Raw genomic sequence first — 12,657 nt, 5'->3', positions numbered from 1 at the left:
GCCCACCTTCTCCACCGCTTCGTCGACTGTGACGACCAACTTCTCCCCGCCGTGGTGCCAGAAATTGAGGTCTGCGGAGAGGTCCCCGGTCCGGGCCGAGACCGCCCCCTCCGGCCTGGCGGCGGCGGGCATCGAGCCGGCCCTCCTGCCCCCGGCGCCGGTACAGGTGGCGACGCCCGCCCCGGCTCCGGCCGCCCCCGCCGCCCCCGAGCACCGGGAGCTGGAGCCCTCCCCGGCCCCCGCACGGCAGCCCCAGCCGCCGTACGTGCAGGAGGCACAGGCTCCGGAGCCGGACTCCAGCCCCTGGTTCGCGTCCCCGGCCCCCCAGGAGATCGTCTACGAGGGCGGCTACGACCCGGAGTACGTCCCCGAGGAGCAGTACCAGCAGTGGTACGAGGAGCAGCAGGCGCAGGCCTACGAGCCCGGCCCGGAGGAGACCGGCACCTTCCCGATCCCGGCGGGCCCCGGCCGTACGCGTCAGCTGGGTGAGGGCGTCGCCCAGGAGCAGCAGGGGTACCAGGAGTACCCGGAGCAGCTGCCCATCCCCGCCCCGCGGGAGGAGCAGTCGCCGCTCGCCGACGAGAAGGCCCGCGAGGAGAGCTTCTACCAGGTGTTCCGCCAGTCGATCATGCCCGGCCAGGGCCTGCCCACGAAAGGTGAGTTCGGCGGCAACGTCGAGGCCACGTATGGCGTGACCCTGACCGACAGCGAGCTGAGGCGCTACATGAACCGCTTCCAGAACCGTTTCAACACGGAGCTGGAGGAGGACCACATCGCGTAGGCACAGACGCGCGTACGACGAACAGGCGCGCGCACGAGGAAGGGGGCGCCCGGTGATCACCGGGCGCCCCCTTCCACGTACAGCCGAAGGCCTTACGCGGCAAGCAGCTTGCGCACCCGGTCCTGGCCGACCGCGAGCAGCAGCGTGGGCAGGCGCGGCCCGGTGTCACGCCCGACCAGCAGGTGGTACAGCAGCGCGAAGAACGTGCGCTGGGCGACCTTGATCTCCGGCGGGAGCTCCTTGGCGGTGGCGTCGGCGGGGAAGCCGGCCTGGACCTTGGGGACGCCGTAGACGAGGTGGGTGAGGCCGTCCAGGGACCAGTTCTGCTCCAGCCCGTCGAGGAGCAGCCGCAGCGACTCGCGGCCCTGGTCGTCGAGCGACTTGAGCAGTTCGACGCCGGGCTCGTCGCGCACGACGGTGCGCTCCTCGGCCGGCACCTGGGTGTTGATCCAGGTCTCGGCCTTGTCGAGCCGGGGCCGGACCTCGTCCAGGGAGGCGAGCGGGTTCTCGGGGTCGAGCTCGCTCAGGATCCGCAGGGTCTGGTCCTCGGCGCCGGCCGTGATGTCGGCGACGGAGGCGAGGGTGCGGTACGGCATCGGGCGGGGGGTCCTGGGCAGCTCCCCGGCGGCGGTGCCGACCGCGCGCGCGTACGCGGCGGCGTCGGCCGGCAGAACCGAGCCGTCGGTGACCTTGCCCGCGAGCTTGTCCCACTCGTCGTACAGCCGCTGGATCTCCTGGTCGAAGGCGATCTTGAACGACTGGTTGGGACGGCGGCGGGCGTACAGCCAGCGCAGCAGCTGCGGCTCCATGATCTGGAGCGCGTCGGCCGGGGTGGGCACCCCGCCCTTGCTGCTGGACATCTTGGCCATGCCGGAGATGCCGACGAACGCGTACATGGGCCCGATCGGCTGCTTGCCGCCGAAGATGCCCACGATCTGGCCGCCCACCTGGAAGGAGGACCCCGGAGAGGAGTGGTCGACCCCGCTCGGCTCGAAGATGACGCCCTCGTAGGCCCAGCGCATGGGCCAGTCGACCTTCCAGACCAGCTTGCCGCGGTTGAACTCGCTCAGCCGGACGGTCTCGGAGAAGCCGCAGGCGGAGCAGGTGTACGCCAGCTCGGTGGTCTCGTCGTCGTACGAGGTGACGGTGGTGAGGTCCTTCTCGCACTGCCCGCAGTAGGGCTTGTACGGGTAGTACCCGGCGGCCGAGCTGCCGTCGTCCTCGGCGGCGGCGCCGGAGCCTTCGGCTGCTTCGAGCTCGGCCTCGTCGACCGGCTTCTGGCCCTGCTGCTTCTTCGCGGGGCCCTTCTTGGTCCGGTACTGGTCGAGGATCGCGTCGATGTCACCGCGGTGCTTCATCGCGAACAGCACCTGTTCGCGGTAGACACCGGAGGTGTACTGCTCGGTCTGGCTGATCCCGTCGTACTCGACGCCGAGCTCGGCCAGCGCCTCGACCATCGCGGCCTTGAAGTGCTCGGCCCAGTTCGGGTACTCCGAGCCCTTGGGGGCGGGGACGGAGGTCAGCGGCTTGCCGATGTGCTCGGCCCAGGACTCGTCGATGCCGGGGACGCCGGCCGGGACCTTGCGGTAGCGGTCGTAGTCGTCCCAGGAGAGCAGGTGGCGCACGGTGTACCCGCGGCGGCGGATCTCGTCGGCGACCAGGTGCGGGGTCATGACCTCGCGGAGGTTGCCGAGGTGGATCGGGCCGGAGGGGGAGAGCCCGGACGCGACGACCACAGGTTTGCCCGGGGCCCGACGCTCCGATTCCTCGATGACCTCATCCGCGAAACGGGAGACCCAGTCGGTGGTCTCGGTGCTCTGAGCCACGATCGGCACGTCCTTCTTTCTCATACGCCAGTACGGCTGACCGCACCATTCTCCCAGCTCGGGCCTGAACCGCGAAAACGGCTTTTCACCGCATGGGATACTGGCTTTCCTGTACTCAGAAACTCCCGGAACCCGAGCAGAACGGCAGCCACTCCATGGCCTCGGTCACGTCCCTCACCGCCTCCGTCCACCAGCGCCTCGCGGACGCCCTCTCGGCAGCCCTGCCGGAGGCCGGTTCCGCGGACCCGCTGCTGCGACGAAGCGACCGGGCCGACTTCCAGGCCAACGGGATCCTGGCCCTCGCGAAGAAGGCGAAGGCGAACCCGAGAGAGCTGGCGACGCAGGTCGTGGCGCGGGTCGAGTCGGGTGACGTGATCAAGGACATCGAGGTCTCCGGGCCCGGCTTCCTGAACATCACGATCACCGACAAGGCCATCACCGAGAACCTGGCGGCGCGGTACGAGGACGGCGAGCGCCTCGGCGTGCCGCTCGCCGAGAACCCGGGCACCACGGTCATCGACTACGCGCAGCCGAACGTGGCGAAGGAGATGCACGTCGGTCACCTGCGTTCGGCGGTCATCGGCGACGCGGTGGTCCAGATCCTGGAGTTCACCGGCGAGAGCGTGGTCCGGCGCCATCACATCGGCGACTGGGGCACCCAGTTCGGCATGCTCATCCAGTACCTGATCGAGCACCCGCACGAGCTGGACCACAAGGGCGCGGCGGAGGTCTCCGGCGAGGAGGCCATGTCGAACCTGAACCGGCTCTACAAGGCGGCGCGGACGCTCTTCGACTCCGACGAGGAGTTCAAGACGCGGGCGCGGCGCCGGGTGGTCGACCTCCAGGCGGGCGAGCCCGAGACCCTCGCCATGTGGCAGAAGTTCGTGGACGAGTCGAAGATCTACTTCTACTCGGTCTTCGACAAGCTGGACATGGACATCCGGGACCCGGACGTGGTCGGCGAGTCGGGCTACAACGACATGCTGGACGAGACCTGCCGCCTCCTGGAGGAGTCGGGCGTGGCGGTCCGCTCCGACGGCGCGCTCTGTGTGTTCTTCGACGACGTGAAGGGCCCGGACGGCAACCCGGTCCCGCTGATCGTGAAGAAGTCGGACGGTGGCTACGGCTACGCGGCGACCGACCTCTCGGCGATCAGGGACCGTGTCTTCAACCTCAAGGCGAACACCCTCGTCTACGTGGTCGACGCCCGTCAGTCCCTGCACTTCAAGATGGTCTTCGAGACCGCGCGCAGGGCGGGCTGGCTGAGCGACGACGTGCAGGCGCAGCAGCTGGCCTTCGGCACGGTGCTGGGCAAGGACGGCAAGCCGTTCAAGACGCGTGAGGGCGAGACGGTCCGGCTGGTGGATCTCCTGGACGAGGCGATCGAGCGGGCCACGGCGGTCGTGCGGGAGAAGGACACCCTGGGGCAGCTGTCGGAGGAGGAGATCTCCGAGCGCGGCACGCAGGTGGGCATCGGCGCGGTCAAGTACGCCGACCTGTCGACGTCGGCGAACCGCGACTACAAGTTCGACCTGGACCAGATGGTGTCGCTCAACGGCGACACGTCCGTGTACCTCCAGTACGCGTACGCCCGTATCCAGTCGATCCTGCGCAAGGCGGGCGAGGTCCGCCCGGCCGCCCACTTGGAGCTGGAACTGGCCCCGGCCGAGCGCGAGTTGGGCCTGCACCTGGACCGCTTCGCGGAGACGATCACGGAGGTCGCCGACGAGTACGCCCCGCACAAGCTGGCGGCGTACCTGTACCAGCTGGCGTCCCTGTACACGACCTTCTACTCGGAGTGCCCGGTCCTGAAGGCGGACACCCCGGCCCAGATCGAGAACCGTCTGTTCCTGTGCGACTTCACGGCTCGCACCCTGCACCAGGGCATGGCTCTGCTGGGGATCAGGACGCCCGAGCGCCTCTGATCTCCCGCACGTCGCTGATCCCGCAATACCTGATCCCGTAGTACCTGATCCCGTAGTACCTGATCCCGTAGTACCTGATCCCGCAAGGCCGCTGACGCCGCCTGCGGGATCAGGCGTTTCCGCACCCGAACGCGCGTACACACGACCACCCGCGCGGGTACCCCTGCCCGCTCGGGACTGTTACTCACTTTCGGGTGACAGCGGAGGTCGCGGACGGGTGGCGTGGCATGGCGAAGGAGTGGCGCAGGTCAGTACTGATGCGGCCACACCCCCCGAAGAGGAGTCAACCCGACACACCTTCACAAAACGTGCGCACTACATGCGACTATCACGACAATGTCGTTGATCGGCAACGCCCTCCGATTCCGGGACGTAGCGGAGCACTTCAGTCGGCAAGCTATGCGGTGTCCGGCTATCAGGCCGGGTGCACGAACAGCGGGCCGCCGGCACGATCCTGTCGCCGCGACCCGCCAGTACCCCAAGGGGGCACCCATGACCGCTTCGCAGACCTTCACGGCCCGTCGCCTGGCCGCCGCCGCTCTGTCCGCCGCCGCGCTGGTGGGAGCAGCCGCCCTGCCGGCGGCGGCCGACGGAGCCGGCCCGCGCGGTCCGCAGGTGGAGATCAGCAAGGTCCAGTACGACGCCCCGGGACACGGCTCCAGGTCCAACCGCTCGCTGAACGAGGAGTGGGTGCAGATCACCAACAGCGGGCGCGACAGCGTGAACCTGGACGACTGGACGCTGTCCAACCGTCAGGGCCGCGTCTACACGTTCCACCACCTGCGCCTGGACGGCCACTCCACCGTCCGCGTCCACACCGGTGTCGGGCGTGACACCTACCGCGACGTCTACCAGGACCGCCGCAACTTCGTCTGGGACGACCGCAAGGACACCGCCACGCTCCGCAACGACCACCGTCGTGTGGTCGACACCATCTCCTGGGACGCCAGGCACCACGGTGACGACGGTCGCGGCCACGGCAGCGACCGCAGCCACGGCGACGACCGCGGCCACGGCGACGACCACGGCCGCGGTCCGGGCCACGGCCACCGCTGACCCCGAGCGGGTCGAGACCGGCGTACGGACTGCGCCGCCCTCGACCCGCGCCTGACCCTCTTCGCGCGGCGTGCCACGAACCACCTGTGGCATGCCGCGTTCGTGTGTCCCGGCGCTCCAGGACCTCGTGGGCGGACCCCGAGGTGCGTTGTCAGTGGCGGGCCCTAAAGTCACCGGCATGGCGACACTTCCGAACCCGCTGCCCTCGCTGGCGGCAGATCCGAGCGGGCGCGCGCTCGGCCTCGAACTCCCGCCCGGGAAACTGATCGACGCGACAGATGACGGCCCCTGGCACGAGCCGTTGCTGTGGCACACCGAGGCACCGGCCGCCCCCGGAGACTGGGCCGCGCTGGGTTCCGCCCCGCGCACGGCCGGCCTGCTCCCCCTCCTCATAGACGTCGGCGGCGTCCAGGGCGGCCCGGAGGAATGGGAGTTGATGCCCGAGGAGATGTCGTATCCGGGGGATCACGACGCCGACGAGGTACTGGCGGGGTACTGGGAGGAGTACGCGCAGGACGAGCTCGAAGCCGACGCGAACCACCCCGGCAAGGAATCGGTCACCGAACTCTTCGGTGAGGCCGAGGAGTTCGCCGAGACGATCGCGCCGCACGGCGTGCAGTGGCCCGGCCTTGCACCGGCCGCCGCGCCCGAGGCGGACGCGGACGACCGGGCCACCGAGGTCGCCGACTCCCTCGCGGGCGGCGGCTCCTGGCTGAAGGAGCCGCGCCTCGCCCTGGTCCCGGCGCGCCGCAGCGCGGACATCCCGGCGGCGATCGGCTGGTCCGGTCCGCTGAACTACGAGGGCGACGTGGCCCGCCTCTGCGCGGTCCTGCGCTCCTGGGAGGAGCGCTTCGGCGTACGGGTCGTGGCCCTCACCTTCGACCAGTTGGTCCTGTCGGTGGCGGCCCCTCCCACGACACCGGCCGAGGCCGAGGCGGTGGCCGCCGAGCACTTCGCCTTCTGCCCGGACAACATCACGCAGGGCGAGAGCGAGACGCTGCGCGCGTACGGGGCGGACGAGGTGCTCGGCAAGCGGGTGTGGTCCTTCTGGTGGGACTGACCGGCTCCCCTGCCTACCGAAGCCCCTTCGCCAGCCGCCGCAGCCCCTCACCGATCTCGTCCGGGGTCTGGGTGACGAAGCAGAGCCGCAGCGTCGCGGGGTCGGGTTCCCCGGCGTAGAAGGGCGCGCCCGGCACGTACGCCACTCCCTGCTCCACCACTCCCCGGAGCAGGGCCGTGGTGTCGTACGACTCGGGCAGCCGCGCCCAGAGGAACATGCCGCCCTCGGGCCGGGTCCACGTGGACCCGGCCGGAAGGGCGTCGGCGATACCCGCCAGCATGGCGTCGCGCCGCTCGCGGTACACGCCCGCGACCCGTGCCACATGGGCGTCGAGGTCCCGGTCGGCGAGATAACGCGCGGCGGCGAGCTGGTTGACGGTCGGGGTGTGCAGATCGGCGGCCTGCTTGGCGACGGCGCACGCCCGCAGCAGCGCGGCGGGGGCCCGCAGCCAGCCGAGCCTGAGGCCGGGCGCCATGACCTTGGAGAAGGAACCGAGCAGCACGGTCCGGTCCTGGGCACCGTCGTACGAGGCGATCCACGGCACCCGCCCGCCCTCGAAACGGAGTTCACCGTACGGGTCGTCCTCGACGATCCACACCCCGCACCGGGCGGCGACGGACGCGACGGCGGCCCGGCGCTCACCCGCCATGGTCCGGCCGGTCGGGTTCTGAAAGGTCGGCACGGTGTAGAGCAGCTTGGGCCGCTCGCGAGTGACAAGCTCCTCGAGCGCGTCCGGATCGATCCCGCCCCCGTCCCCATCCACCGGCACCGCGACCACCCGCGCCCCGGCGAACGCGAACGCCTGGAGTGCCGCCAGATAACAGGGGCTTTCGACGAGCACGGTGTCGCCGGGCTCGACCAGGGCGGTCGCGAGCAGCGAGAGCGCCTGCTGCGACCCGGTGGTGACCAGTACGTCGTCCGCGTCCGTCGGCAGCCCTCGTGCGGTGGTCCGCTCCGCGAGGGCTGCCCGCAGCACGGGCTCGCCCTCGGTGGTCGAGTACTGCAGCGCCCGCTCGGGCTCGTGGGCGAACACGTCACGGAACGCGGCGGCGATCCCCTCCGCGTCGAACAGCTCCGGCGCCGGCAGCCCGCCCGCGAAGTTGATCACCTCCGGCCGCGCGGTGACCGCGAGGATCTCCCGTACCGGCGACCCACCGATCGCGGTGGCCCGCGCGGCGAGCGGCGGCACGGCTTGAGCGATCTCGAGACCGGTCACAGGACGACTCCTTCTTCTACGGCTCCCACAACCCCTGACTCGCCACCCTAGAAAGAAACGTGCGCCCTACACCGACCAATTCCGGGATACGGACACGAAGAACTTCCCTCGTCCTCAAACGCCGGACGGGCTGAAGGCCTTCAGGGGCGCGGGGAACTGCGCGGCCAGCCCCCACCGGCCCGCAGGCGGCGAACGCACCCGGGGGTCCGGGGGCGGAGCCCCCGGGTAGGGAGGGGAGCCCCCGGGTAGGGAGGGGAGCCCCCGGGTAGGGAGGGGACGGGTAGGGGCCGCGGGGGCGGAAATCAGGGCTTGACGCCCGTCACCCCGTACACATTGATGTCAGCGTCCGTCACGTCATTGATGTCGCGATAGCGGATCTTCTCGATGTCGTCGAGGCCGGCAAAGTACGCGGGATCCACTTTTTCGGGCAGCGGAGCCGCACCGTCCGGCCGCCAGCGGTGCACGGGCACGACACCCGGCTCCTCCACCTCGAGCCCGTTCTCCGTGAAGAACCGCTCCACCTCGGCCCTGGACCGCAGCACGAACGTGAACCCCCGCTCGGTGAACGTCCGCTGAACCGCCCGAATGTTCTCCGCGTTGAGATCCTCGGTGAGATGGCTGAGCACGAGCCGGCTGCCCGAAGGCAACGCCTCCACCAGCTCACGCACGATCGGATAGGCCTGCTCGTCCTCGATGAAGTGCAGGATCGCCACCAGCACGAGCGCGATCGGCTGCTCGAAGTCGAGGGTCTTCGCGGCCCCTTCGAGGATCCTCGCGGGCTCCTCGAGGTCCGCGTCGATGTAGTCCGTCTGCCCCTCGGGCCCACTGGTGAGCAACGCACGCGCGTGAGCGAGCACTACGGGGTCGTTGTCGACGTACACGACCCGCGACTCCGGAGTGATCCGCTGCGCGATCTGGTGGACGTTCTCCTGCGTCGGCAACCCGGTACCTATGTCCAGGAACTGGCGGATACCCGATTCCCGGGTCAGCGTGGTGACCGCCCTGCGCAGGAAGTCCCGGTTGTGCCGGACGTCGAGGTACCCGCGCGGATTGGCCACGATCGCGGCGGCGGCCGCGGACCGGTCGACCGGGTAGTTGTCCTTGCCCCCGAGGAAGACGTCGTAGACGCGCGCAGGGTGCGCCTTGGTGGTGTCGATCCTCCTTCTCAGCTCGGCGGGGTCCTGGCTGAGAGCATCACCGGGCATAAAGCCTCTCCCTGGAGAGTCGCGTCATTCGATGGGCAACAACGTAACTCCTAGGGGGACTTGATAGTGCCCCTCCCCTGGCTAACCTGTCGCGGCCGTCTCCCACTCGCTGCCGCCCAGCGGATAGTCGTACGCGGGCCGCCCCACATTCCCGCTCGTCCGGAACGGCTTCCCGTTGTCGTCGATACGCACCGTGCCACTGCGCGCTCCACTGGACCAGTCGAGCTCCAGGTACCAGCTCACGTCGTGCGCCCGCGCGTCCGCGAAGACATAGAAAACCTCGGGATCGGACTCGCTGACCTTGTAGGGGAAGTCCCGCTGCCCGGCCTTGGGCGTGGTCACGGGCCGCCCCGCGTCGAGATCCACGGCGAACGACTTCGTCTCCACGCCACCCCCGCAGCCGACGCCCATCGCATAGTCGTTCCAGGCGAGCGGCACGTCCTTCCCCACCACCCGCACGTGCAGCCCCTCCAGGACCACGGTGGCCTTCCCGGTCCCCTGCACGGTCAGCGCGAGCATCTGCTCCTGACCGGCGACCCCGCCGAGCGCCGTGACCCACCCGCGCGCGTCCGACTCGTTCGGCGGCGGGGGCACCTGCGCGGCCTTCCGGTTCACCAGGTAGTGCTGACTGCACGGGCCGTCCCACTTGTACGGGTTGGCGGCCACGACGGGCGCGGTGGCGCCGTCGGCGACGTCCTGGCCCGCACCGCCACCCGAAGCCGCCGTCGAGACGGACGCCTCGGGCCCACCACCGTGCGAGGCGGAGACGGAGGCGCTGACCGAGGCGGACGGCTCCCGGTGCTTGCCGTCGGCGGACGCCGTCCCCCGCGAACCCTCCCGGGGACCGGACGACGCGGCGGCCCCCAAGACCTCCCGCCCCCCGCTCCCGTCCCCCTTGCCGTCCGGCACGAACCGCACCGCGAGCGCGGCGGACGCGAGCACCGCGGCGACGGCGACCGAGGCGAGGAGGACCGTACGCCCTCGCCGCCCCCCGGTCGAAGCCTCACCCGAGGGCCCGCCGACAACCTCCGAAGCCACATCCGGCTCCCCCGAGGAACCCTCCACCCCCACCGGCATCATGGACGTCACATCCGCCACAGACACCTCATCCATCGCAGACACCTCAGATGCCACAGGTGCCACAGGTGCCACAGGTGCCACATCCGCCACATCCGCCGCATCCGCCACGGAAGCTGTATCCGTCACAGACGCCGCAGGCACCCCCTTCTGCCCCCGCAGCACATCGGCACGCACCCACCGCCGATGCAGCTCCACCAGCTCCTCGGGAGTCGCCCCGCACACGCGCGCGAGCCGCTCCACGGGTGCGTAGTCCGTCGGTACGGCGTCCCCGTTGACGTACCGATGCAGCGTGGACGTACTCATGTGCAGCCGCTTCGCGAGCACCCCGTAACTGAGTCCGGACCGCTCCTTCAGCTCCCTCAGCAGCCCCGCGAACTCGTCCCCGGCCACCGTTCCTCCATCCCCCGCGTCCCGGGCCGCGTTCCAGGGGGAGGGTATTCCCCCTGGTCAGACCCCATACGACCGTTCCGGTGTCCCGTATCCCCCGGCAATCGTGGCGGCCGGGACGGATCAACCGACAAGCTGTGGTCATCCAAGCACGCCGCTCCCCTCGACCGGTCGAGCGGCTGCCGACCAGCCACATCCACAGGGGGATCACCCATGTCCGCACGCACCGCCCGCACCCGCCTCCTCGCCGCCACGACGGTCGCGCTCGCCGCGTTCGCCCTCACGGCGTGCGACAACGGAAAGGGCGTACGTGACGAGGGTCCGTCCGCCGCGTCCAATTCCTCGACGCAGCCGACCGGGTCCACCGCCGACGGCGGTACGAAGGCGAAGCCGGCGGGCGAGACGGGGGGCTCGACGGCCGCCCCGAAGGGCACCACCACGGCGGGCACCACCACGACGGGCACCAGCGGCGGCTCCGGCTCCGCCGGCAAGAACGGCACAGGCACCACAGCCACCCGGAACCCCGCCTGCAACGGCGCCAACAGCAGGACCACCGCGACCGAGGTCTCCCGCCCCCTCAACCACCTGCTCCTCACCGTCACCAACACCGGCGCGAAGAACTGCGATCTGACCGGCTACCCGATCGCCCGCTTCGGCGAGGCCCAGTCGGTCCCGCCGGTCGCCGAGTCGACCCACCCGCAGGCGGTCGTCACGCTGGCTCCGGGCGAGTCCGGCTACGCGGGCGTGCTGCTCTCGGCCGCCGACGGCAGCGGCGGCAACGGCTACACGGCCAAGACCCTCGTCGTCGGCTTCGCCAAGGGCCGCAGCGCGACCCCGGCGCTCCCGGCGAAGGGCGTGTACGTGGACGACAAGCTCACGGTGACGTACTGGCAGCAGAGCCTGGACGACGCGCTGGCCTACTGAGCGAGCGGCTGTCAGGCCCTAGCGGAGCTTCTGCGCGACCTCGGTGGCCCAGTAGGTGAGGATGTTCCGGGCGCCGGCCCGCTTGATGCCGGTCAGCGTCTCCAGGATCGCCTTGTCACGGTCGATCCAGCCTTTCTCGGCCGCCGCCTCGATCATCGAGTACTCGCCGGAGATCTGGTATGCGGCCACGGGCACGTCGACGGAGTCCGCGACCCGCGCCAGGATGTCCAGATACGGTCCCGCCGGCTTCACCATCACCATGTCGGCCCCCTCCTCCAGATCGAGGGCCAACTCCCGCAGGGACTCCCGCACATTGGCGGGGTCCTGCTGGTACGTCTTGCGGTCGCCCTTCAGCGAGGAGGCGACGGCCTCCCGGAAGGGCCCGTAGAAGGCGGAGGAGTACTTCGCGGTGTAGGCGAGGATGGCGACGTCCTCGCGCCCGATCTGGTCCAGGGCGTCCCGGACGACCCCGATCTGCCCGTCCATCATCCCGCTGGGCCCCACCACGTGCGCCCCGGCGTCGGCCTGGACCTGGGCCATCTCGGCGTACCGCTCCAGGGTCGCGTCGTTGTCGACGCGGCCTTCCGCGTCGAGCACTCCGCAGTGCCCGTGGTCGGTGGTCTCGTCGAGACACAGATCGGACATGACCAGCAGTTCGTCGCCGACCTCGGCACGCACGTCGCGGAGGGCGACCTGCAGAATCCCGTCCGGGTCGGTCCCGGGGGTTCCGACGGCGTCCTTCTTCGCGTCCTCCGGCACACCGAAGAGCATGATCCCGGAGATCCCGGCCTCCACGGCCTCCAGCGCGGCCTTCTTCAGGCTGTCGCGCGTGTGCTGTACGACGCCGGGCATCGCCGCGATGGGAACCGGCTCGTCCACGCCCTCCCGTACGAACGCGGGGAGGATGAAGTCGGCGGGGTGCAGCCGGGTCTCGGCGACCATGCGCCGCATGACCGGCGTCGTACGCAGCCGCCGCGGCCGCGTACCGGGGAAGGATCCGTACTTCGTCATGCCCTCTACGCTACGCCCGCCCCTCGGCCCCCCTTGCCGACACCTTGCCGGTACAAACCCCAGACACCGAACGGGGCTCCGCCCCACATCCCCACCCACCCGACCCGTTCGGCTGCGGGCCGGAGGGCTTGGCGCGCGGTCCCCGGCGCCCCTAAAAGCCTGGGCGCCGGGGCGCAGCCCCGTGCC

The 12,657-nt window shown here is 70.5% G+C and carries 9 protein-coding genes and 1 pseudogene; 5 read left to right on the top strand and 5 right to left on the bottom strand.

The annotated features are described in order from the left end of the window. Window positions 1-781, top strand: a pseudogene (locus tag ABZ656_RS51400) (hypothetical protein); the annotation flags it as partial. A gap of 92 nt (window positions 782-873) precedes the next feature. On the opposite strand, the gene lysS reads toward ABZ656_RS51400, so the two are convergent. After that, on the bottom strand, window positions 874-2,616 hold the full coding sequence (gene lysS, locus ABZ656_RS51395; RefSeq protein ID WP_360278730.1) for a lysine--tRNA ligase: 1,743 nt from the start codon (window positions 2,614-2,616) through the stop codon (window positions 874-876). A gap of 146 nt (window positions 2,617-2,762) precedes the next feature. Between lysS and argS the strand changes: the two genes are divergently transcribed. The 3 genes from argS to ABZ656_RS51380 all read left to right on the top strand — a co-directional run bounded on the left by argS (window position 2,763) and on the right by ABZ656_RS51380 (window position 6,648). Continuing rightward, window positions 2,763-4,532 (top strand): arginine--tRNA ligase, encoded by a 1,770-nt coding sequence (gene argS, locus ABZ656_RS51390; protein WP_360278732.1) that lies wholly within the window; start codon window positions 2,763-2,765, stop codon window positions 4,530-4,532. A 492-nt stretch (window positions 4,533-5,024) separates the two neighbouring features. Further along, window positions 5,025-5,588, top strand: coding sequence for a lamin tail domain-containing protein (locus ABZ656_RS51385; protein WP_360278727.1), 564 nt, complete (start codon window positions 5,025-5,027; stop codon window positions 5,586-5,588). Between the two features lie 178 nt (window positions 5,589-5,766). After that, window positions 5,767-6,648, top strand: coding sequence for a DUF4253 domain-containing protein (locus ABZ656_RS51380; RefSeq protein WP_360278724.1), 882 nt, complete (start codon window positions 5,767-5,769; stop codon window positions 6,646-6,648). A gap of 13 nt (window positions 6,649-6,661) precedes the next feature. On the opposite strand, the gene ABZ656_RS51375 is transcribed toward ABZ656_RS51380, so the two are convergent. The 3 genes from ABZ656_RS51375 to ABZ656_RS51365 all read right to left on the bottom strand — a co-directional run bounded on the left by ABZ656_RS51375 (window position 6,662) and on the right by ABZ656_RS51365 (window position 10,539). Further along, window positions 6,662-7,864 (bottom strand): PLP-dependent aminotransferase family protein, encoded by a 1,203-nt coding sequence (locus ABZ656_RS51375; protein WP_360278721.1) that lies wholly within the window; start codon window positions 7,862-7,864, stop codon window positions 6,662-6,664. Window positions 7,865-8,166: 302 nt separating this feature from the next. Further along, on the bottom strand, window positions 8,167-9,069 hold the full coding sequence (locus tag ABZ656_RS51370; RefSeq protein WP_101399954.1) for an SAM-dependent methyltransferase: 903 nt from the start codon (window positions 9,067-9,069) through the stop codon (window positions 8,167-8,169). A gap of 81 nt (window positions 9,070-9,150) precedes the next feature. Then, window positions 9,151-10,539 carry a helix-turn-helix transcriptional regulator gene (locus ABZ656_RS51365; RefSeq protein WP_360278717.1) on the bottom strand — a complete coding sequence of 463 codons (1,389 nt, stop codon included), beginning with the start codon at window positions 10,537-10,539 and terminating at the stop codon, window positions 9,151-9,153. Between the two features lie 210 nt (window positions 10,540-10,749). On the opposite strand from ABZ656_RS51365, the gene ABZ656_RS51360 reads away from it, so the two are divergent. Continuing rightward, entirely contained in the window at window positions 10,750-11,460 is a 711-nt protein-coding gene (locus tag ABZ656_RS51360) for a DUF4232 domain-containing protein (RefSeq protein ID WP_101399952.1), read from the top strand. Between the two features lie 18 nt (window positions 11,461-11,478). Here ABZ656_RS51360 and hemB read toward each other — a convergent pair whose 3' ends face one another. Continuing rightward, the gene (gene hemB, locus ABZ656_RS51355; RefSeq protein WP_101399951.1) at window positions 11,479-12,471 is read right to left on the bottom strand and encodes a porphobilinogen synthase; all 993 of its coding nucleotides are present in this window, start codon (window positions 12,469-12,471) and stop codon (window positions 11,479-11,481) included. Between the last annotated feature and the right edge of the window lie 186 nt (window positions 12,472-12,657).

The sequence above is a fragment of the Streptomyces sp. NPDC007095 genome (assembly GCF_040634475.1).
Taxonomy (GTDB): domain Bacteria; phylum Actinomycetota; class Actinomycetes; order Streptomycetales; family Streptomycetaceae; genus Streptomyces.
This window is presented reverse-complemented; position numbering and strand designations above follow the sequence as displayed.

Bases quoted from the DNA above. Each gene is read 5' to 3' on its own strand.
- argS (WP_360278732.1), top strand. From the start codon at position 2,763: ATGGCCTCGGTCACGTCCCTCACCGCCTCCGTCCACCAGCGCCTCGCG.
- ABZ656_RS51385 (WP_360278727.1), top strand. From the start codon at position 5,025: ATGACCGCTTCGCAGACCTTCACGGCCCGTCGCCTGGCCGCCGCCGCT.
- ABZ656_RS51380 (WP_360278724.1), top strand. From the start codon at position 5,767: ATGGCGACACTTCCGAACCCGCTGCCCTCGCTGGCGGCAGATCCGAGC.
- ABZ656_RS51370 (WP_101399954.1), bottom strand. From the start codon at position 9,069: ATGCCCGGTGATGCTCTCAGCCAGGACCCCGCCGAGCTGAGAAGGAGG.
- ABZ656_RS51360 (WP_101399952.1), top strand. From the start codon at position 10,750: ATGTCCGCACGCACCGCCCGCACCCGCCTCCTCGCCGCCACGACGGTC.
- hemB (WP_101399951.1), bottom strand. From the start codon at position 12,471: ATGACGAAGTACGGATCCTTCCCCGGTACGCGGCCGCGGCGGCTGCGT.